General features: G+C 59.7%; 18 protein-coding genes. 4 read left to right on the top strand and 14 right to left on the bottom strand.

What is annotated here, in order from left to right:
* Positions 1-2 precede the first annotated feature (2 nt).
* The 3 genes from GRI43_RS10035 (at position 3) to GRI43_RS10045 (ending at position 3,912) form a co-directional block, all read left to right on the top strand.
* Complete coding sequence (locus GRI43_RS10035) at positions 3-2,177, top strand: GumC family protein (RefSeq protein WP_160730984.1); 2,175 nt, start codon at positions 3-5, stop codon at positions 2,175-2,177.
* The gene (locus tag GRI43_RS10040; protein ID WP_160730985.1) at positions 2,174-3,319 is read left to right on the top strand and encodes a hypothetical protein; all 1,146 of its coding nucleotides are present in this window, start codon (positions 2,174-2,176) and stop codon (positions 3,317-3,319) included. The genes GRI43_RS10035 and GRI43_RS10040 overlap by 4 nt, the downstream gene beginning before the upstream one ends.
* 176 nt (positions 3,320-3,495) lie before the next feature.
* The gene (locus tag GRI43_RS10045; protein ID WP_235903722.1) at positions 3,496-3,912 is read left to right on the top strand and encodes a putative colanic acid biosynthesis acetyltransferase; all 417 of its coding nucleotides are present in this window, start codon (positions 3,496-3,498) and stop codon (positions 3,910-3,912) included.
* Here GRI43_RS10045 and GRI43_RS10050 read toward each other — a convergent pair.
* The 9 genes from GRI43_RS10050 to GRI43_RS10090 form a co-directional block, all read right to left on the bottom strand.
* The gene (locus GRI43_RS10050; RefSeq protein ID WP_160730987.1) at positions 3,882-5,000 is read right to left on the bottom strand and encodes a glycosyltransferase; all 1,119 of its coding nucleotides are present in this window, start codon (positions 4,998-5,000) and stop codon (positions 3,882-3,884) included. The two genes, GRI43_RS10045 and GRI43_RS10050, sit on opposite strands and share 31 nt — an antisense overlap.
* Positions 5,000-5,848 (bottom strand): glycosyltransferase, encoded by an 849-nt coding sequence (locus tag GRI43_RS10055; RefSeq protein ID WP_160730988.1) that lies wholly within the window; start codon positions 5,846-5,848, stop codon positions 5,000-5,002. The genes GRI43_RS10050 and GRI43_RS10055 overlap by 1 nt, the downstream gene beginning before the upstream one ends.
* Positions 5,845-7,140: a TolB-like translocation protein gene (locus GRI43_RS10060; protein ID WP_160730989.1), complete on the bottom strand. Its 1,296-nt coding sequence runs from the start codon at positions 7,138-7,140 to the stop codon at positions 5,845-5,847. Before GRI43_RS10060 ends, GRI43_RS10055 begins: the two co-directional genes overlap by 4 nt.
* Complete coding sequence (locus GRI43_RS10065) at positions 7,133-8,128, bottom strand: glycosyltransferase family 2 protein (protein ID WP_160730990.1); 996 nt, start codon at positions 8,126-8,128, stop codon at positions 7,133-7,135. Before GRI43_RS10065 ends, GRI43_RS10060 begins: the two co-directional genes overlap by 8 nt.
* A 71-nt stretch (positions 8,129-8,199) precedes the next feature.
* Positions 8,200-9,666 carry an SGNH/GDSL hydrolase family protein gene (locus GRI43_RS10070; RefSeq protein WP_160730991.1) on the bottom strand — a complete coding sequence of 489 codons (1,467 nt, stop codon included), beginning with the start codon at positions 9,664-9,666 and terminating at the stop codon, positions 8,200-8,202.
* Positions 9,666-10,016 (bottom strand): hypothetical protein, encoded by a 351-nt coding sequence (locus GRI43_RS10075; protein ID WP_160730992.1) that lies wholly within the window; start codon positions 10,014-10,016, stop codon positions 9,666-9,668. Before GRI43_RS10075 ends, GRI43_RS10070 begins: the two co-directional genes overlap by 1 nt.
* Positions 10,017-10,083: 67 nt before the next feature.
* Positions 10,084-11,268, bottom strand: a complete 1,185-nt coding sequence (locus tag GRI43_RS10080) for a glycosyltransferase (RefSeq protein ID WP_160730993.1) — start codon at positions 11,266-11,268, stop codon at positions 10,084-10,086.
* A complete protein-coding gene (locus GRI43_RS10085) occupies positions 11,265-12,587 on the bottom strand; it encodes an O-antigen ligase family protein (RefSeq protein ID WP_160730994.1) in 1,323 nt (440 codons plus the stop codon). Before GRI43_RS10085 ends, GRI43_RS10080 begins: the two co-directional genes overlap by 4 nt.
* On the bottom strand, positions 12,584-13,807 hold the full coding sequence (locus GRI43_RS10090; RefSeq protein ID WP_160730995.1) for a WcaI family glycosyltransferase: 1,224 nt from the start codon (positions 13,805-13,807) through the stop codon (positions 12,584-12,586). The genes GRI43_RS10085 and GRI43_RS10090 overlap by 4 nt, the downstream gene beginning before the upstream one ends.
* Before the next feature lie 145 nt (positions 13,808-13,952).
* On the opposite strand from GRI43_RS10090, the gene GRI43_RS10095 reads away from it, so the two are divergent.
* A complete protein-coding gene (locus tag GRI43_RS10095) occupies positions 13,953-14,174 on the top strand; it encodes a hypothetical protein (RefSeq protein WP_160730996.1) in 222 nt (73 codons plus the stop codon).
* A 12-nt stretch (positions 14,175-14,186) separates the two neighbouring features.
* Here the strand turns inward: GRI43_RS10095 and GRI43_RS10100 are convergent, their stop codons facing one another.
* From GRI43_RS10100 to GRI43_RS10120, 5 genes are all read right to left on the bottom strand, one after another.
* The gene (locus GRI43_RS10100) at positions 14,187-15,581 is read right to left on the bottom strand and encodes an exopolysaccharide biosynthesis polyprenyl glycosylphosphotransferase (RefSeq protein WP_160730997.1); all 1,395 of its coding nucleotides are present in this window, start codon (positions 15,579-15,581) and stop codon (positions 14,187-14,189) included.
* Positions 15,582-15,679: 98 nt separating this feature from the next.
* Positions 15,680-16,711 (bottom strand): DNA polymerase III subunit delta, encoded by a 1,032-nt coding sequence (gene holA / locus GRI43_RS10105; protein WP_160730998.1) that lies wholly within the window; start codon positions 16,709-16,711, stop codon positions 15,680-15,682.
* Positions 16,708-17,196, bottom strand: a complete 489-nt coding sequence (gene lptE, locus GRI43_RS10110) for an LPS assembly lipoprotein LptE (RefSeq protein WP_160731684.1) — start codon at positions 17,194-17,196, stop codon at positions 16,708-16,710. The genes holA and lptE overlap by 4 nt, the downstream gene beginning before the upstream one ends.
* Positions 17,196-19,727: a leucine--tRNA ligase gene (gene leuS / locus GRI43_RS10115; RefSeq protein WP_160730999.1), complete on the bottom strand. Its 2,532-nt coding sequence runs from the start codon at positions 19,725-19,727 to the stop codon at positions 17,196-17,198. Before leuS ends, lptE begins: the two co-directional genes overlap by 1 nt.
* Positions 19,728-19,797: 70 nt before the next feature.
* Positions 19,798-20,232: a DUF3576 domain-containing protein gene (locus tag GRI43_RS10120; protein WP_160731000.1), complete on the bottom strand. Its 435-nt coding sequence runs from the start codon at positions 20,230-20,232 to the stop codon at positions 19,798-19,800.
* Between the last annotated feature and the right edge of the window lie 326 nt (positions 20,233-20,558).

Below are 20,558 nucleotides of genomic sequence, written 5' to 3' on the forward strand. Positions count from 1 at the left end.
CAATGAGCGCATCACCCTCTTCGGACCAATCCCCTCCGGCCATGCCGCAAGGCTCGTACGGCTATCCCGGTGCCATGCCGACAATCGGGATCGATTTGCGCCGCGTCGCAAGCGCGCTCTATCGCAACCGGTTTATCGTCGGCGGGATCATGCTCGCCGCGCTGGTTCTCGGGGTCGTCGTCACCCTGTCCACTACCCCCGTATACCGGGCTGTGGGAACGGTTCAGATCGATAGCCAGGTCAGCGAAGTTCTGGATGAAGATGCTGCCGCAACGCCGGTTGAATGGGATGTAGAACGCTTCCTTCAGACACAGCTCGACGTCCTGTTGAGTCGCGACATGGCCGGAAAAGTCATCGACCGGCTGGGACTGGCCCGGGACGACACATTCTTCGACCGGATGGGGATCGCGGCCCCGGCAATTGCCGCACCGGGCAAGACCATGGCGGAAACCCGCCGGGACATCATCGCATCGTCATTGATCGGCAATGTCGATGCGGAACTTCCGCGATACAGCCGCGTGGTCGATGTCAGCTTTGCCAGCCCTGATGCGAAATATTCATCGACGATTGCCAACGCCTATATCGACAGCTTCATAGCTTCCAACCTGCAACGGAAATTCGATTCCTCGTCCTACGCCAGAGAATATCTGGAAGGGCAACTGGACCTGGCGAAGGAAAGGCTCGAGGCGAGCGAGCGCCAGCAGGTTGATTATGCGCAGCGTTTCGGCCTGATCGATCTGCCGGAACCGGGCGACCGCGATGGCAGTGTCTCCCTGGTGCAGACAAATCTTGCGGAAGCCAACAGTGCGCTGAACCGCGCGCGCACTGCCCGGTTCGCGGCAGAGGAACGATACCGCGTGGCACGGGCCGGCAGCGCTTTTGCCATTCCCGATGTGCAGGACAACGGGTACATTCAGGGGCTGCAGCGCGAGATAGCAGCTGTTTCCGCGCAGATTTCGAGCGACGCCGAGCGGTACAAACGCGATCATCCGGTGATGATCGAACACCGCGAAAAGCTTGCCGGACTGCAGCAGCAATTGAACGCCGCTGTCGGCAATGCGCGCGGCGCGCTGCAACAGGAATACCAGGCTGCACTGCGCAATGAACAGCGCCTCGCATCCCAGGTTTCCTCGCTCCGATCCGGCACTGCGGCAGAGCAATCGCAGCGCATCCAGTACAACATCCTCGCGCGCGAGGCTGGCACCAACCGGGCAATGTATGATGCACTGCTCCAGCGTTACAAGGAAGTCAGCGCATCAGCTGGCGTTTCGACCAACAATATCCAGTTGATCGACCGGGCTGCGGTGCCCGGTGCACCCTTCCGGCCAAACCCAGTGCTCAACATCGCGCTGGCTTTGGTGGCAGGCGTTCTCCTCGCCGCCATCTATACGATCCTGCGCGAATTCATTGATGATGCTGCTCGCACCCCGGAAGATGTGACCGACCGACTTCGCCTGCCCTTCCTCGGCACTGTACCCAAGATCGAGAAGGGCGCGGATATCGTGACCGAGCTGGAAAACCCGAAATCCAGTTCCTCGGAATCCTTCGCCGCACTGCGAACCTCGCTCGGCCTGCTGTCCGCCGAAGGCTTGAAAACGATACTGATCACCAGCAGCCAGCAATCGGAAGGCAAGAGCCTCGTCGCTTACGGTATTGCCCGCAGCATGGCGCGTGCGGGCCAGAAAGTGCTGGTGGTCGACACAGATATGCGGCGCCCGTCGCAGCACCAGATTTTTGCGACCTCGCGCGAAGAAGGGCTTACGAACATTCTCACCCGCCAGAAGACCTGGCGCGAAGTGCTGCACGAGCCGCAAGACAATCTCCACCTGATTCCCACCGGGCCGCTGCCGCCATCGGTGCCTGAATTGCTCGCGAGCAGCAGCTTCGAGGAATTCCGCGACGAAGTGTCCGAGCTTTACGATGTGATCATCTTTGACGGCCCACCCGTTCTGGGCCTTGCCGACACGGTCCTTCTTGCTCAGCGTCTGCAACATCTCGTCTTCGTCACCGAAGCCGGCCGCGCAACGCATGGCCGCGCGCAATCGGCAATTCGCAGACTGCGCGAAAACGGCATCCAGATCGACGGCGCAGTGCTTAATAAGTTTGATCCGCGACAGTCGGGCTACGGCTATAATTACGGTTATTACTACTCCTATGGGCAGGACGCTGCTGGATGAGGGCTGCCTGGGCAGCCACGATCACGGCAGCCACCTGCCTGGCAGGGGCACTCGTCTGGGGCTTCCAGATTTACGGACAGATTACCCTGATCGATGCCGCACGGCTTGCCCATTGGGATAACGGGGTTCAGCGGGCCGCCGCCAGTAAAGCCATCAAATCAGGCGATGCAAGGCAAGCCGCCCGGTTTGGAAAGGCCGCCGTTTCGGCCATGCCGTTTGACCAACTCGCTTTGGCTGCTTCGAGCGGCGATGCCCCGCAGGAAAGGCGTACGAGCGCCCTGAACACAGCAGCCGGACTCGGCTGGCGCGATGCGGTTACCAACATTGCACTCGTGGAAGCCGGTCTCACCGAAGGGCGAACGGATATTGCCGCTGCACGTGTGGACGCCATCGGTCGTTCGATCGGCGCAGAGGCAGCAGCTCCGCTCGCTGACCGGGTGCTGGCTGCGAATGGCGGCGTCGCTGCTCTTGCGGACCGCGCCGCATACCGCGCGAACAATGCGTGGTGGGAGGGTTGGCTGCGAAGTCAGCCAGCATCGCGGCAAGTTGCCGGCCTGCGTTCGGCCATGATAAAATCAGTGGCAGCAGACGATGGTACATGGCTGCGCAATATCGTCCGCGATGCGGAGCTCGGGTTTTCAAAGGCGGGATACCAGGCAGAAGGGTTAACCCTGTGGCAAAGCACCCTCGCCGAACCGCAGCGTTTCAGTGATGCCGTTTACGACTCCGAATTCCGTTTGCTCGGCACCGCCATGCCGGCCGTTGGCGGCGAATGGCAGATTGCTGGAAAGTCGCCGGCAGCGGCCGAACGTCTGCCAGAGGGCGGCGTGCGGATTGAAAGTTTTGGCACGGGCAGCGGCGCGATATTTTCCCAGGCGATCTCGCTGACACCGGGGCGCCATGCGCTGACGGTTGATAGCGACGACCCGCAACAGATGCTGACATGGAATTTCCAATGCCGCGATCCTGGTTCGCCAATGACTGCGGAACCAGCCGCCCGTGACAGCGATCAAATCCGTCAGGTCATAACACTCGCGTCTGCCTGCCAGTTCGGAGTGCTTACAGCCGGTGTGACAGCAAATGCCGGCGGCGAGGCGCGCAGTGCCGTCATCCGCAGCGTGAAGCTTGAGCGGCTGCCGTGAGCGAGCCGCTGGACGCAGCAAAGAGCAGGCCGGTATCAGGCGGCCCCAGCTTCTCATTCGTAAATCGGGCTGAACGGGCTCTGTGGCGGGCGGTTTGGTTTCTTCTGGGCAGGGCCGTACCGCCTCCGTTCGGGCATCATTGGCGCCGGTTCCTCCTGCGAGCTTTCGGGGCGCGGATGGGAACGGGGAGCGTAGTCTATGCGAGCGCCACGATCTGGCTGCCGCGCAACCTCTCCATGGCAGAGCGGGCCACGCTCGGCCCGGGCGCTGAATGCTACAATATCGCGCCGGTGACACTTGGGCCCGGAGCCATTGTTTCGCAGCGCGCATTCCTGTGCACCGGCAGCCACGATTACGAGGATCCGCATTTCCAGCTGACCGCCCGGCCGATCGTTCTGGACGCGAACTGCTGGATTGCTGCGGAGGCATTTGTTGGACCGGGCGTCGAGGTATGTGAAGGCGCTGTATTGGCAGCGCGCGGATGCGCCGTGTCTAATCTGCCGGCCTGGACTGTCTGGGGCGGCAATCCGGCGCGTCAAATCGCCGAGCGCACCAGCCCCGATCAGTCTTCGATTAATCGCGCGACCGATTGAGCGAACACCGCGGTGTCGCCGCGCGGCGCAATCTCGCGCGATTCATTTCGCAGCATGTGCCAGTTCGCCTCGTCGCTGCCAATTCTCAGCAACAGCCCGGTCAGCGTGCCAGTATCGCGCGGGTCGAACACGAAACCGCTTTTCCCATGAACGACAAGCCTGTCAGCAGCGCCGCACTGGCGGCTGATGATGATCGGCAGATCAACCGCAAGCGCTTCGGGAACCACATTGCCGAATGTTTCCGACACGCTTGGCAGGATCAGGCACAGGGCATCACGCATTAGCGGGGCGACTTCACGGCTCTGCACAAAGCCGAGCCAATCAATCCTGTCCGCGACACCGAGGTCCAATGCCTGCCGCCTGAGTTCGCTTTCCAACGGGCCATCGCCTGCAATCTTCAAGCGGCGCGGCAATTCCGCCTTTCCGCAGTAATCAGCGTAAGCCCTGAACAGCGTGGGGAAATTCTTCTCATGGATCAGCCGTGCAACGACGAGGAACGAGCGTTCGCTGAATTCCGGTGACGAGTTCTGGTTCGCTGCCGCCAGGTCGCGAATTCGTTGCTGGTGGACAGTGTTGTAACCGCCGAAAACCCTGGCTGGCGGCAGGCCCAGATACCGCATGTAGTCCGTCGATCTGTCATCCGAACCGATCCCGCCGTGATACGGCCGGTAGAATTGACGCTTGATCATTTCCCGAACGGGTCTGCGCGGCGCATCGTCGTATTTGGAACAGCCCATGGTAAACAGCGACACCCCCGATGCTCTGAGGAGAATCGCGGCGATCAGGATGGCGGTCTTGTCATAGTGACTGAGGAACACGGTCTCGCAGCCTGCTTGCCTGACTGCCGCGGCGATCGACCTGGCAAGCTTCAGCGTGCCGATCGTTCCCCAGCCGCCTTCATCAAACAGAGTGATCTTTGTTATGTTCTGCGGTTTCGGTTTTTCCCAGCTGTACAGCTCGCTTTTGGCGAACAGCTCGATCGCCAACACCTGCGCCTTGCCGCCAAAATGCCGGGCGACCGCCTCGCACCGGTCGATGTGAAGCGGTCCGAAATTGTCCCAGACAAATGCGATGCATCTGGCGTCCATCAATCGCGGGCCCAGGCTGGCGGCGATGCCTGATGAAACACATGATCGCGCGGCGCGATGCGGTCGTGCAGCCGTGCGATCGTCATCGCTGGATGAGTAAGACGGTAGAGATTCTGCCTCAATCTACGGACGATTGCATCCCGCGGCCCGCGTTCCCTGCGCATTTCATCGCGGAAGTAGCGGGCATGGGTCCTCTCGCTTTCACCTGCATAACGCTGGCTGACGGTGATCGAATTCGGCTGCATTCTGAACAACGACCAGTAACCGCCGGCATTGGCGATTGACCAGCCGCTGCGGTCCAGATCGACAAGCAGTTCGGCATCCCAACTGGTCGTGTTGGCCAGGTTGAAGCCCCCGACCTGGCGAAATGCCTCCGCCCGGTAAAAGGTCGATTGCTGGAGTGCAAACGCCGTTCCCTGGACAAACCGGCGCGCGGTGAATGGGGTCGAAATTGCGCGGCGGATATAGCGCCCGTGCTCATCGACGATGTAACCGTTGCCGACAATCGCGCCCGCGTTCCCGTTTCTTGCAATTGCTGCAGCGGCCTGAGTGAAAGCTCCGGGCAGAAAAACGTCATCCGCATTCAGATATATGAACCAATCGCCGCTGGCTCGTTCAAACCCCCGGTTGAGACCGTCGGCAGGCCCCGAATCGGCATCCCGGATCACAGTGATACGGCCCGGATACCGCTGCTGAAGCATTTCCAACACCTGCACCGTGTTATCGGACGAACCCGGCTCCATGATGAAATATTCGATTTCGGGGCCTTCCTGCGACAGAACGCTTTCTGCCGCAGCGGCGAGATACTGCCCCTGATTGAATGCGTTGGTAACCACAGAGATTTTCATGAAGCACCCACGATATGCGATACATCGAAAATGCTGAGACGGCGGATACCGGCGACACAGTGATCGACCGCAATCTGATTTTCAGTGCGGTTCCAGCGTGGATGCAGGTCGCACTTGGCGTCGCTATCAGTTGATGAAACACCGTCACCAATCCGGGCGATATCTTCGCGCAGATTGCGGCTGCGGTTCCACAGGATCAGCGACATCCAGCCGCCCTTGTCGGGATAGGTGTCGGTGACCAGCCAATCGTGAGAGCGCGCGACCATCGGGTGGCCATCTACATCGAGCGAAGGCCAGCCGAACTTTTCACGGCGACCGGTATCTACATCAACCGCGAAATAGGATTCCGCCAGAACCCGCTTCTTCCACCGGCCGCTGAATTTCCTCGCCAGGTTGACTACCGGCCGGAGCCATGGAGAATTCAGCCGTCCGCTCGCGCGCATCGCAGCAAGACCGCCGCCGGTATATCGCGCCCAGACGAGCAGTGTATCGTCATCGAGCCAATCGAAATGACTGACCTTTTCTTCAGCAAGCACCGCCATGTTTCGGCCTTGCGGGTCGCAGCTTATCAACCGCGTAAACGAGCCTTCATCTTCAGCAAAGAAGCGGTGAAGGAAAACGATCCGCTGTCCACTTGGGCTGATGCTCGGGTGGGTCAGGAAATGGCCGTCGGTCGGCAAGCCGGGCTTCCATCGCTCAATCACGTCGGCGAGAGAAATCAGCGTGCTCACTTCACCGTTTCGAAGATCGATCCGGGTAATCCCGGCATCGATATTGCCCTGCCCCCTCGGTTTCTCAGGGTCTGTCAGGCTGGCATAGCCATAGGCTGGCCAATTTCGTGTGAGGGTTTCGAAATCCGGTGCCAGCGCCCATGTCGCGCAAGGCGAGATCGCATAGATGCCGCCTTTGATGTGCCGGGTAACCTCCCCATCCGGATTGGCGATAATACCAGTGCAGGAGCCGGCGTTGTCCAGCCGATTATATGCGATGCGGCCCGATCCGTCAGGTAACCATTGCTGCCTTGCTGCCTGCTGGAAGTTCCAGCACTCGGTCTGGCCGACGGGGGTTATCTGGCCTTCATCTGAATCCCATAGGCAGACTTCGGCAGTCTGCGCGGTATCGGCCATCGATTGCCATTCGGGATCCAGGCGCAGGCAAAGCAACCGCGAACCATCGGGCGACCACGGGGAGATGTCGTGAAAGCCGAAGAAGATATTTTCCCCAGCCGGTGTGTGAGCGGCCAAGCGTGCCGACGGATTGAGGGCGCCGATTGGACCATTGCGATCAGCCATCCATCACCCGTTCTTCCAGAAACCCCCGGATAGCGAGACCGCTTTGCTGTTCCAGCCGGTCGAGCCGCTCCTCCGCATTCTCCGCACCGCGCATTGCCCGCTCCAGCTCGAACTTGGCCGCATCGACCTGGAACCGGTACCAGAAGCCCTGCAGCACGTGATAGATCAGCCCTTCGCGGCCATCCAGAAAACCTAGCTGAATGAAATAGCGATAGATGAAATAGAGAAGCGGCCCGACCCCCAAGGGCAGGCGATTGTAAAAACCAAGCTTGGCAGATCGTTTGGATGCAGCTTGGCGCGTTGAAGCCAGACTGGCCTGCGACGGCCCGGCCAGATTGTATTTCGCGATCAGAACATCGGCTGCTTCACGTACGGCATAGCCAGCGTGCTTGGTGATAAAGAATGTGAGATCGCCGAGATTCTCATCGATGAATTGGCCGGGCAAATGCTCGATCCGTCCACCAGTCAGCTCGATATGCTCGTCCATCCATCGCTGCTCGATGTGTCCGACACCGGTTCTCCAGATCCTCAGCAGCCGGAGCGGATAGCGCCCCCCGTGCCTGATCCATTTGCCCATGAAAACATGACGGCGATCAAGACTGAAGCCGGCCAGATCGTTCGGCGCTTCAGGTAGGCGGCGTGAAATTGCCTCGCCCAGATCGGCGCCAATCCACTCGTCCGCATCCAGCCGCATGACCCAGTCTGTGTCGATTGCGCAATTGTCCAATGCCCACTCGAACTGGGCAGCGTAGTTGATCCAGTCACGCGTGTGAACTTCGGCACCAAGCTGTGCGGCAAGCTCGCGCGTTCCGTCACTCGATCCAGAATCGACGACAATGATGCGGGCGGCGATTGCGGCGACAGAAGCGATCGCTCTGCGCAAATGATGGGCTTCGTTCTGGGTCAGGATGATGACGGTTAAAGATAGGCCGTCCGCATTGGGCCGTTCTCGATCAAGAACCTCGTCGTTTTCGTGTGCTGGACCCATGCCTCGACTGTATGAGGCATGGGTCCGCATTGGAAGAGCGCCGCCGATGAATAGTCGGCGATTTGATCTGGCTAGATGCGCCCGATTTCCCGCAAGTGCTGTTTGAGCATGGCGGCATTGACCTGACCCAGGGCGCGGTGGCCTTCGGGCGAAGGGTGATAGCCATCAGAGCCGACATAGAGGTCGGCGTTACCCCAGCCGGTTGGCGCGGCTGTGCTGCCATTGCCGGTCAGATAGCAGGGCGCCACCTCGCGAACCGGCTCGCCAGCGGTGTGAGCGTACTGGAACTCCCCATCGAAGGCATAGACGAACCGCCCGCCAGAGATCGCACTGGCAGTAATTACGGCACGTTCTCTTGTCCCACCGGTTCCGATTTCCACCGTGGCTCCAACGCGAAGATTTGTGTTGGGCGTCGTGCTCGACGTGTTGACGCGAAAGCCGCATTGACCGGCAATTATGTCCGGAGTGCCGCCGTTACCCGGCCGGCCAGCCGATACGGAATCCATCAGGCTTGCACCCTGCCCGATCTGGGCTGCGCTGACCCCGTACGGCAATTCCAGTGTGCTAAGCCACGCGGCACCGTATCGCTGGAAGGCTGACTTTGACGCGTTGTAAATGTCGAGCTTGTCCGCCCCCCAGAATTCAGCACCGTACGGGGTATTCATACCGCCAGCGATGACGCAACCCGGCAACGCAGATCGAATTTGCGCAAGAGTATCGCACACAGCTTCGTAGACTGTGCCGGGTTCCTCAGACAGATCGTTGACGCTGCCGTGGAGGAAGACGACATCGGGTTCATATGCGATGACATCCGCCGCAACCCGGTCGCGCCAGTTCAGGGCGAGGCCGCCTGCATCTTTGGCGTATCCGGTTCCGCCGATTCCGGATGTCCAGACGTCATCCCAGCCAAGAGATTCTGCGAACCAGTTGGTCCAGCCATCTGCGTCCGCGACTGTGAAACTGTCGCCGACGCAGATCACTCGCGGCCCACGAATGGGCGCGGCGTAAATGGTATCTCCAGCGCCGGTACGGACACCGGCAAATGCCGATTTATAGGTAATCAGGTCGAGCCTTCTTAGCTTGCGGGGCCCGAGATTGATCAGGCTGTAGGTCTGGCCTGATGTAACCTCGGGCGTGAGCGACAGGTATTCACCGTCGATCTTCAGCAGATAGCCGCGTTCGTTATTCTGGAAATGAAGTTCGAGCCGGTCACCTTCGTGAAGGAAGGAGAACTGCTGGCCGGAAGGCACCCTCTCACCCCCAACGCTTGTGGTAACGACAGGGGCTGGCCGAAACCCCAGAGTTGGCCCGTCAGTGTCGCCAATTCCCCGGCAAAAAGTAAAGTGGCCGCCAACAGCGTGAGACGCGAGTTGATAGGAATTGGACCCGCTGCCAGCATTCCATACCTTTGGCAGGGACGGCGAGGTTGCCACCGTAATCTGCGGAGGAGAAGCCATGATGCGCGGCGCATCGTGATCCGAATTGACCGTCCAACGCGCAGGTGCGCTGGCAGTACGCGGCATATGAAGCGCGCGCATCAGTCAAGCACCCAGGCATTGAAACTGGCGGTTGTGCCGGCTTCCGCAATACTGCGCACGGCAAGCGGCAGCATCGTGACGCCGGCAGAGAAACTCAGTGGCAACTGCGAGCCGTCGACAAGTTCGAGCACGACTGTTCCATCGATACTGCAGTCGATGAGCACCACGCTGCCAGGCGCCACATTGGTGCCGGGGATGAGAGCACGAACCGCAGCCAGCGGCTTCTCTGCGCAAGGTAATGGGTTCGCATTCGAAATGGGCACTGCGGCAGAGCCGCTTTCGCCGGTGGCGATCGCTGTCAGCGGAACAAACTTGGCAGGATGTCGGATATAGGGAGTTGATTCGGGCATGAAGTTTCCTTTCGCCCGCGAGTTAACCTTTTTGGTTATTTGTAGGAAAGATATTTTCCGTTTCGGCTTATCTCTTGGCGTGACTCAATATTTCAACGAGCTCCTCAGCTGTCCGCGCGATATTAAACTGTGTCTGAAAAAGCCGCTTTCCGCGTTCACCCATTGCTTCGCGCGCTCCAGCATCCAATCGGAAAAATCTGGTCATTGCCTCGGCCACAGAAGCACGCGTATCATGGCAAATAATTCCGGCCTGCGCGCGTTGGACGTCTCCGGAAATATTGACCTGGTCGGAAATTATAACGGGGCGGCCGCAGCCCAGTGCCTCAGCCACAACGACACCGAAATTTTCCTGATGTGATGGCAGGATCATCGCGTCACACCCGTACAAGGCACCCCACTTTTCGTCACCTTCCAACATCCCCGGCCAATGTATCCTTTCCGCGCATCCGGATTTTGCGGCAAGCTCTCTGAGGGTGGCTATGAATGAAGCATCACCCGGCCCTGCAATAACCAAATGGGCGTCACTGCCTTCCCAGAAATCGCCAAATGCGTTGACAAGGATGTCGCCCCCTTTCTTCTCGTGAATGCGGCCCAAGAACAGCAGATACGGCGCAGCTTGCAGCCCGGACACACGGCCCTGAAAGGCGTCCTTCATAGATGGGCTCTCGGCAGGCGGGGCCGCCGTGCCGTATCCGACGACTTGCTCGGTAATGCCCCACGGTCGCCACAAGGCCTTGGCTAGATCGCGTTCTCGCTCGGTTGTGAATGCTGCCGCAGCAGCCCCCCGCATCAATGGGCCTTCGTTGAACTGCCACAAGACAGACTTTGCCAAATGCTTGAGCGGATAGCGGGAGCGAAACCACGGATCGAGCATGCCATGGCTGAACACGATGTAAGGCGTACGCGAACGCTGTAACCCAAGGCGCGCGACTCTGGTCGAGAAATTCCACAAACCATCAACGATCACACCGTCATATTCATCGGCATGCTCGCGAAGCCAGTCGACGGCCGCGGGCGAATAGCGGGACCAGTTCAGTGCTCTGCTCGCTATTCCTGCGCTGACTGATTTCTTGCGGCCAAGTGCATGAACGACGCTGGGCGCATCACGAACAGCCGCATCATCGGAATGATCGAGCGTCAGTAATTCCTGCTCATGGCCCATTTCCCGAAACGCATCGCCAAGACGAAAAACGCCCTCCACAGGTCCGCCTTCGGTCCTGTCACAGCTGGCGATGACGTGCAGGATATTCATCGCGCCAGCATGGCACTTGGATCATTCCGGCCAGTTTGAACGGGTAGAAATTGGGCAACCGTGTCCGGGCTGCGGATTACCCAGAACAATGCGACCAGCTGGAAGGCGACGATAAAGCGTTCCGTCGCCCCGAATGGGGAGAATGGGATGGCCCATATAAGCCCCATGGCAAGATATACGACGAGAGGGAGCATCCTCTCTTTACGCCGCAATAGCCGGTAGACTGCGACCGCTGGCAAACACAGGACATAGAGCCAGAATATCGCGCCGATGACGCCTGCCTCCACCCATGCGCCCAGAATATAGCTGTGAGTGGGGATCAGTTCGCGGGTGAGAAAGTAATTGTCGTGAACGGGCATCCCCAGCCGCAGCCTGAGTGAACGATACAATTCCACATAGCGCCGGTCTTTGGCCCAGCTGCCGTGGCCAATTACCGGAGAATCGCTGATGGCTCGTGCGGAAATCAGGCTCTCGGAACGACCGCCCAGAAGAAGCGGCACATTGCCCGCAGTCTGAATGTCATACTTATATTTTGCGTCGTCACCCAGCGCTCCTGACCCGGCAAGTGAGCCGTAACCGGCACTGACCAGGCCTGCACCCACTGCACCGAAGATAAGGAGGAGGCCGAATAACGGTGCACGAATACTTCGCTGCAGCGCAGGCCAGCGCTCGACTGCGATCACCGCGCCGCAAATCCCGGCAGCGAGCACAATGGTGATGAAGGAAGATCGTGCATTCTGGAACATGACGACAAATGCGAGAAGACCGAGCAGGACCGGACTGGCGGTCCGCAGAGCGGGAAAGCGCGGCGCCAGCAGACAGGTCACACCAATGAGGCTGAACGCGGCGGCACGGTCATACCCGAACTTCCATTCATAGCCCGCAAACCGTTCAGGAATGCCGAAACCCCATGCGATGGCTGCACCGAAAGCGAACGCGATGAGGTATGCGCGGCGCCGAGGCAGGAACAGCCACAGCGCAGCGATTTGCGTTCCGAAGAATATGATCTTGGCCCAGCCGCGCAGGAAATCCTCTGGCGGTGTCTGCCGGATCAGATCCGTGACGATCAGGCTCGCGAGCCACAGGCCCATCAACGCAAACAGCAATTTGAGCTGGGATAGACGCTCGATAAAGTCGGGCGACTTGGCCATGAAAGCAAGAAGTGCCAGACCCAGCAAATCGGTCAGATAAAGCTGACCGACCAGTTCGAACACGATCAACTGACTGAGCGGATAGAGAAACGCGATTACCACCCACGGATCAAACCGGGTTTGTCCGGCAGCCCGTATTGAGGGTGAAGGTGGATTGATGACGCTCAATTGCTCCCCCGTTCCGCGTGAGCTTTCTCAAGCTCTACCGCGAATTGATCCAGCAATACAGTTGGTGCCCATCTTTCTTGCGCGCGGCGCAGCGCAGCCCGTCCAAGACGCTCCAGTTCTTCCGGACTATCCACCAGCTGCTCGATAGCTGCGGCAAATGCGCCGCCGTTCCCCGGCGGAACCGCTATGCCGCAGCCTTCGATCTCTTCGGCAAGTGCAGTACCAGAGGCCGCAGTCGCGATAACCGGACGTCCGGAAGCAAGCATATTGGTCAGCTTTGATGGCAAAACGAGGTCTGCTGCGCTGGCGATTTGGGTCAGAAGATGGATGTCCGCCATCGACAGGAGCGCGCCAAGTTCAGACCGCAGCACGAGATCATGAACATGCAAATTCGGAAGCGTTCTGGCCGCTCGCTCCAAGTCAGGCCGGGCGCTCCCCGCACCGCGAATCACGAATTGTATGTCCTGCCTTCGTGCCAACGATTGCGCAGCTTCGGCAATCAATCCGCTCCCCTGTTTCAGCGAGAGATTGCCTGAATATAGCGCAATTCGGCCCTCCGGAATTCGCAGCCGTGCACGCAGTTCAGCGCCAGCCTTCTGGTCGATTTTCAGGCCGGGTTCAGACCAGTTTCGCAATTCGATCGTGGACGCTGGATCCGCACCTTTGTCACACGCCTTGCGGGTCATGGCTGCCGAGATGGAACTGACGCGGTCAAAACGCGATACAACTGATCGTTCGAAGCTCTTCGCCAGTTTCGCGAGCGGGCCCTTGGACAGCAGGCCGGTGGCGAGTGCTGCTTCCACCTCGAAATCCTGAATGTGCAGCCAGCTTACAGCATCAAACCGCTTTGCCGTCCGCAAGGCGATTGGCGCCGCAATAAGCGAAGGCGCAATTGCCAGCACCAGATCGGCAGCGCTGACCATCCGAGCTTGCCGCAGCGCATTGCGGGCAAAACTGAGGTGGTGGGCGACACGCATCGACCCGGTCGGCTTTACGGGTATGAAATGCGGCACGCGGCACACGCGCACGCCATTCACCATTTCCTCGCTTAATTCTTGCTTGTACCCAGCGCCGAGCCGCCATTCCGGGTAATAAGGGTTGCCCGCTATGACCGAAACTTCATGCCCACGACTGAGCATAAACTCGGCCAGATTGGAGGTGTACGGCCCGATGCCGATCTCTTCCGGCGCATAATTCAAACCGAAAATCAGAATGTTCACAAACTTGCACCCGATCTCCGGCTTCAAGCTGCATTATTACCCGACACCGCGCGAAAAGGCCATAATCCAAGCCAACACTGACGGTTTATGTCACCTGCAAAGATTAGTTCATGACTGGTTCAAATCTAGGCTATAGGAAGTTGGTATGAGAACTGGCTTGTCTTCAGTTGTTGCACTTTCCATGCTGTTCGCCGTGTCTCCGGCAACGGCGGAGCTGCGCCCGGAGGCAGCAAGCTTTGCGATAGTGAGCAATGATGACGAAGTCGGCCTGGAGGAACCAGGCTGGTTCTGGGTCGGTGCCGGTATCTTGCTGGGCTTGGGTTTTCTAGTCCTGTTGTCAGACAGCGAGCCCAACAGCCCTCGTTAAAATCTGACGGATTTAGTATGCTCGATCATGAGACAGGACTGTCAAAGTCCTGATCATGATGGCCACGTCGTGCATCAGGCTCCAGTCCGAGATATATTCGAGATCCGACCGCAGCCTGGCCGACAGGTCATCTTCCTGTTCGGTGTTGCCACGCAAACCGCGCACCTGGGCCAGTCCGGTCATGCCGGGTTTCAGCGCATGGCGATGCCAGTACCGGCCATCCACCTCCCAGAAAAGCTTGTCCCCTGCCTGAGAGCCGAGCGCATGAGGCCGCGGCCCGACTATCGACATTTCGCCGCGCAAGACATTGATCAGTTGCGGCAGCTCATCGATACTGGTTTTCCTCAGGAATGCGCCGATGCGGGTTACGCGGGCGTCCTCCCTGCTAGTGGATACGGCTCCTTCGCGGTCGCCGCCGGATTCTCGCATGGTCCGGAATTTGAGCACAGTGAACAGGCGGTTTCCGCGCCCCAGTCTGCGCTGCACGAACATCACCCGGCCCCCGTCGGATAGCTTGATCGCTGCTGCTGCAATAATCAGAACGGGCGAAAGTATGACGAGCGCGCTGCCGGCCGCAGCCAGATCGAACAGCCGCTTGGCAACCCGCGCGCGCAGGCCCAGCGGCCCGACAGAAACAATCAGGCCGGCACAGCCCTGTCCCTCGTAATGTTTGATACCCAATGCACCAAGGTGCTGTGCCGTGTCGCTGATCACTTCGCCGTGAACCCCGGACGCCTTCAGGATCAGCGCCCATTTTTCCCGCCTTTCCGCAGGGCAGGAAACAATCACTTCCTCCTGATTTTCCAGAACCCGTGCGAGATGGTCACGCATATGCGGATCGGACGGATCAGGCCTTATCCCGTATTCGCTCGCGTCCAGATGGGCCGCCCATTTCATTTCCAGCGCGGGTCCGCCGTCATGCAGAACGAGGATGTTGCGCGCGACAGGCCCCCATCGGCGCCGCAGAACTCTGGCTGAAACCGACCTGACAGCAACCATGAACAGGGTAGATAGCACCAGGCCCAAGGTGAAGGTCACGCGTGAAAACGATGTGTTGAATTTCGCGTAAAATGCCAGAAAGTTGAGCAGCGCCGCTGCGACCACTACCGCCATGCAAATCCGCAGTGCCGCATGCTGCGCATCGGTCAGCGACCTGATTGAATAGACCCGCTGATACAAGGCAATCGTGAGGAATAGCGGCAGGAACAACTGCGCCTCCATCAACGCCTGCGTATCGGGCAGGTCACCGCGATAGATCAGCCCCCCGATGGCGAACCCGGCAAGTATGGAGATTACGTCTGCAACGAGTAGCGCGATGTATGCCCTGAGCCGTTTACGCTCGAGTGAAGGCACCGCGACGGGTACGTGCCGCGCTTGCGCCTCCGATAGGAATGAGGGTGCATTCATGTGACCTCGCGAACCCGGACTGGCTGGATGATTGGAAATCACCGCGCACTAGCCGTTACGCAGAATCCCGTATCGCCTCGCGGGTGTCAAGCCGCGGTTCAGCGCTTGGGCGCGGCCGCACGGGCAATTTCGGTCAGCCCCTGCGCCAGCAGCAGCTCTGCCGACTGGCTGTTTGAAAGCAGCGCACGGTGCATTTCCACCAGCTTCCCGATCAGCCGGTCCAGCCGCTGTCCGCGCCACCGCCTTATCTGAACTGACAGATCTCGCTCGTCTTTCCAGAAAATCCGGCGCGCCCGCTTTTCGGCATCGATGGTCGCCGTGATATCGCCGCGCGGGCCGATTTTGGCCGACAGCTGGGCCAGCTGGGCAGCGCGCCTTTCCATCGCGAGCAGCAAGCCGACCGGGTTGATCGATAATTCCTTCATCCGCAGCAGTTCTGCCTGCAGCTTCCCTGTTTCGCCCGACAGCACTGCATTGACCAGCGGCATGAAACCGTCATCTTCGGTCTTGGCCCCGATCAGCTCAAGCGTGGCAACATCCACGCTGCGCGGGGACTGAGCGGATGCATCGAGATACAGCGACAGCTTTTCGACTTCGGATTGGGCGAGCCGCACATCCAGACTGGCTGCACGCGCGATCCGCTCTGCAATGTCACCATTGAGCTGCAAACCAGCAGCATCGGCCATCGTGCGAACCGAGGCTGAGACAGACTTCAGATCCGGCGGCCAGAACATGGCGACCAGCGCATCGTCGCGCTTTTCCAGCAGCTTGGCCGTGCGCGATTTGTCGGTTGCCGAAGTGGCAACGATCAGCACCGGGCACGCCTCCCCTTCACCGAGCAACAAATTGCCGACCGAATCGAGAGCTTCATCACCGCTTGCCCGCACGATGATATGCCGCGAACTGCCGAATAGAGAGGAGGACCGAGCTTCGTCGCCGAGCAGAACAGGGTCTTTCTTGAGGTCTGAGCCGGACATATCGACCCGCTCGCCCGGTTCATCGAGCAGGGAAACGATCTTGTTGCAGGCAGCAGAAGCGCCGGCCTCGTCCGGGCCGCAAAAGAAAAATACGTTGCAGGATTTGGCGGCGCGCTGCGCAATCCCGCCAAAATTGCTTTGCGTCGCCTTCACGGCGTCTCGCGCAGTGTCAGCGAGACCTGCCGCACAATCTGGTCAGCGATTTCACGCGACAGGTTTTCAAGCGCGGTCTGTTCCGCCGCAATCGTCGCATATTCGCTCGACACAACGTCGATACCGGCGTCAGAACCGGCGGTCGCATCCAGCACGATGTCGCCGCTGGCAAGATCAACGAGCTGATAGCGCGCGCGCAAGATCCGCCGTTCGCGGCTGATCGTGTCATCGCTCAGAACGCCGAGTCCCTCCAGTGCATCGTCCAGGCGAACAACCAGCCGGTATTGCGCCGCCGATTGGCCCGCGATCCCGATCCGGTCGCGCACGGCATTGCGCACCAGCCAGCCCGCCTGCCCTTCGATCGGCGCCACTTCGATGGCGCTCAATCCGCGCGCGACCGCACCGCTGCTGCCACCGGCATACATCGGCTGCAGACCGCAGGCAGAAAGCGCGAGAAGACCCGCGAGAAGGGCGAGAGCGCGCATCATGTGACGATATTCACCAACCTGTCGGGCACCACGATCACCTTGCGAACTTCTGCTCCATCGATTGAACGCTGGACCTTGTCGCTGGCAAGCGCAAGCGCTTCCAGTTCGTCTTTGGGCAGACCCTTGGCGACAGTCAGCGTGTCGCGCAGTTTGCCTTTGTGCTGGACTGCAATGGTGACTTCGTCGTCGACGAGCAGCGCCTCGTCCACTTCGGGCCATGCGGCTTCTGAAATCAGCCCGCCGGAGCCGAGCGACTGCCAGGCCTCTTCCGCCAGATGCGGCATCATTGGCGATGCCATCAGCAGGACCGAACGGATCGCGTCATTGCGGCTGGCGGATGGCTGCGCCTTTTCAATCGCGCCGGTCAGTTCATAGAGGCGCGCGACAGCCTTGTTGAAAGACAACGCCTCGATATCGCTGGCAACAGCGTCAACGGTCTGGTGCGACTTGCGCGCCAGTGCCTTGTCTTCGCCGGTGGCCCCTTCTTCATACTGGCCGAACAGACGCCACAGACGCTGGACGAAACGCCAGCAACCTTCGATGCCCGCTTCCGACCATGGCAGATCGCGTTCGGGCGGGCTGTCGGACAGCATGAACCAGCGCACCGCGTCGGCGCCGTACCTGGCGATGATTTCGTCCGGGTCGACAACGTTCTTCTTCGACTTGGACATCTTGATCACGCGGCCGATTTCGACAGGTTCGCCGCCGTCTTTCAGAACCGCGCTTTCGCCGCCCCGGTCAACCTCTGCCGGGCTGTAGAAAACCTCCCGCCCGCCTGTCTTGCGACTGTAAGTCTCGTGCGTGACCATGCCCTGCGTAAACAGCGAGGCGAACGGTTCCTTCACATCGATCAGGCCGATATGGGCAAGCGCGCGGGTCCAGAACCGGGCATAGAGCAGATGCAGGATCGCGTGCTCGATCCCGCCGATATATTGTTCAACCGGCAGCCATTTGGCGATTTCGTCCCGGTCGAACGGCTTGTCACCGGGCTGGCTGGCAAAACGCAGGAAATACCACGAACTGTCGACAAATGTGTCGAGCGTGTCCGTCTCGCGCTCCGCCTTCCCGCCGCATTCGGGGCATTTGGTGTGTTTCCAGGTCGGGTGCCGCACCAGCGGGTTGCCCGGCGTCTTGAAATCGACATCTTCAGGCAGCGTGATCGGCAGGCTGTCCTTTGGCGCTGGCACAACGCCGCATTTGTCGCAGTGGATGAACGGAATCGGCGTGCCCCAATACCGCTGGCGCGAAACGCCCCAGTCGCGCAGCCGCCAGACGGTCTTGCCCGCGCCGCTGCCCTGCGCCTCGATCCGGGAGATGACTTCGCGCTTGGCCGTATCGACATCCATACCGTCGAGGAAGCCGGAGTTCACCAGCACACCTTCACCGGCTTCTGCTTCGCCCGCGAAAGGTTTCGCTGCATCATCGGCACTTGCGGCAACGACGCGCGGAATTGGCAAGCCGTATTTGGTCGCAAATTCGAAATCGCGCTGGTCGTGGCCGGGGACCGCCATGATTGCGCCGGTGCCGTAATCCATCAGTACGAAATTGGCGATATAGACCGGCAGGTCGGCCCCGGTGAACGGATGTTTCGCGGTGATGCCGGTGTCGTAACCCAACTTTTCTGCGGTTTCGAGTTCCGCCGCCGTGGTTCCGCCGCGCTTGCACAGTTCGATGAACGCCTGCGCATCACCATTGCCCGCAGCAGTGCCCTGCGCCACCGGATGGTCTGCCGCAACCGCAACGAAGCTGGCGCCAAAAATCGTATCGGGCCTGGTGGTATAGACCGGCAATTTCTCGCCATTCGACAGGTCGAAGCTGAATTCCAGCCCCTGCGACTTGCCGATCCAGTTTTCCTGCATCAGCCGCACCTTGTCGGGCCAGTTTTCAAGATCGCCCAAGCCGTCGAGCAGTTCCTCGGCGAAATCGGTTATCTTGAGGAACCACTGGTTAAGCTTGCGCTTCTCGACCTCTGCGCCGCTGCGCCAGCCCTTGCCGTCGATGACCTGTTCGTTGGCGAGCACGGTGTTGTCGACCGGATCCCAGTTGACGGTGCTTTCCTTGCGGTAAACCAGCCCGGCATTGAACAGATCGATAAACAGAGCCTGTTCGTGGCCGTAATATTCCGGATCACAGGTCGCGAATTCACGGTTCCAGTCGAGCGCAAATCCGATACGCTTCAGCTGCGCTTTCATGTTGGCGATATTGTCGCGCGTCCAGCCGCCAGGATGCACGCCCTTTTCCATCGCCGCGTTTTCGGCGGGCATCCCGAAAGCGTCCCAGCCCATCGGATGCAGCACCTCGTGCCCGCGCATCTTCTTATAACGCGCGAGCACGTCGCCCATCGTGTAATTGCGGACATGCCCGATATGGATACGGCCGCTGGGATAGGGGAACATCTCGAGCACGTAGCTTTTCGGCTTGGTGCTGTTGCTATCGGCTTCGAAGCAGCGGGCATCATCCCACGCGCGCTGCCAGCGTTCATCAGCCTGCCCCGGGTCAAAGCGGGCTTCGAAACGGCTATCGGTCATAAAATCTGGGTCCGTCTGGTCGGCCGTTCCCGGGCCACTATTCGCCGGCAGGAACGCGCCTGATTAATCCTTAAAGCGACTGTCGGCGCAGTTCGCGGGCCTTGGTCAGGATGATGTCTTCCAGCTTCTGAACCGTCGCTGCCTGAACCGGTGCGTCGACCCATGCGCCGCCTTGCGCGACCTGCCGGCTGGCTGCGACACGAAGGGCATCGGCACGCAGATCCTGATCGAGGATGGTGATCGTCATCTTCACGCGTTCACCGGCATTGCCGGGGTTCGTGTGCCAGTCGGTCACGATAACGCCGCCCGCGCTGTCTGCCTGCAGCAGCGGTGCGAAGCTGACCGTTTCCAGCGCAGCACGCCAGAGATAGCTGTTAACACCGATAGTGGTGACCTGCGATGCAGCCAGATCGGCTGTCGGGCGTTCTCGGCCGCCGCAAGCAGCAAGGCTTGCGATCGCGGCTGTGGCTAGAACGATGCGGGTCGTGTTTGTGCGCGTGATCATGGTGATTTCCGGATAATCCTGTCTTTGGCCTTTGCGCCTCTATAACCCGCCACAGCATTGCAGCAAGGGGCTGCGGCCTAGCGAAAGATAGCGCGTGAGCGATTGTGCGGTCGTACTGACTGTTTGGCGCTTGTGGACGATTCGCCCGTGAACCCTTGCTTAATCCGCTGCGAATCTGTGTGACTCCTGCAACAGTGACTCCGCAGAACAGCTTCGGCCTGTGGAAAAGCTGGCAATGCTTTCGTCACAATCCTATCGTTTTGAATGACCTCAGCGACTCACGAGTCCTTTTTGGTCAGGAACAGTTAAGGCCCATATGGGTCTAT

This window comes from Pontixanthobacter luteolus, from assembly GCF_009828095.1.
GTDB classification, from domain to species: Bacteria; Pseudomonadota; Alphaproteobacteria; order Sphingomonadales; family Sphingomonadaceae; genus Pontixanthobacter; species Pontixanthobacter luteolus.

Coding starts and splice junctions, on each gene's coding strand:
- GRI43_RS10045 (WP_235903722.1), top strand. CDS start 3,496: ATGGGAACGGGGAGCGTAGTCTATGCGAGCGCCACGATCTGGCTGCCG.
- GRI43_RS10055 (WP_160730988.1), bottom strand. CDS start 5,848: ATGAAAATCTCTGTGGTTACCAACGCATTCAATCAGGGGCAGTATCTC.
- GRI43_RS10060 (WP_160730989.1), bottom strand. CDS start 7,140: ATGGCTGATCGCAATGGTCCAATCGGCGCCCTCAATCCGTCGGCACGC.
- GRI43_RS10080 (WP_160730993.1), bottom strand. CDS start 11,268: ATGAATATCCTGCACGTCATCGCCAGCTGTGACAGGACCGAAGGCGGA.
- GRI43_RS10120 (WP_160731000.1), bottom strand. CDS start 20,232: ATGATCACGCGCACAAACACGACCCGCATCGTTCTAGCCACAGCCGCG.
- GRI43_RS10040 (WP_160730985.1), top strand. CDS start 2,174: ATGAGGGCTGCCTGGGCAGCCACGATCACGGCAGCCACCTGCCTGGCA.
- lptE (WP_160731684.1), bottom strand. CDS start 17,196: ATGCGCGCTCTCGCCCTTCTCGCGGGTCTTCTCGCGCTTTCTGCCTGC.
- GRI43_RS10075 (WP_160730992.1), bottom strand. CDS start 10,016: ATGCCCGAATCAACTCCCTATATCCGACATCCTGCCAAGTTTGTTCCG.
- leuS (WP_160730999.1), bottom strand. CDS start 19,727: ATGACCGATAGCCGTTTCGAAGCCCGCTTTGACCCGGGGCAGGCTGAT.
- GRI43_RS10065 (WP_160730990.1), bottom strand. CDS start 8,128: ATGGGTCCAGCACACGAAAACGACGAGGTTCTTGATCGAGAACGGCCC.
- GRI43_RS10050 (WP_160730987.1), bottom strand. CDS start 5,000: ATGGACGCCAGATGCATCGCATTTGTCTGGGACAATTTCGGACCGCTT.
- GRI43_RS10070 (WP_160730991.1), bottom strand. CDS start 9,666: ATGCGCGCGCTTCATATGCCGCGTACTGCCAGCGCACCTGCGCGTTGG.
- GRI43_RS10035 (WP_160730984.1), top strand. CDS start 3: ATGAGCGCATCACCCTCTTCGGACCAATCCCCTCCGGCCATGCCGCAA.
- GRI43_RS10100 (WP_160730997.1), bottom strand. CDS start 15,581: ATGAATGCACCCTCATTCCTATCGGAGGCGCAAGCGCGGCACGTACCC.
- GRI43_RS10095 (WP_160730996.1), top strand. CDS start 13,953: ATGAGAACTGGCTTGTCTTCAGTTGTTGCACTTTCCATGCTGTTCGCC.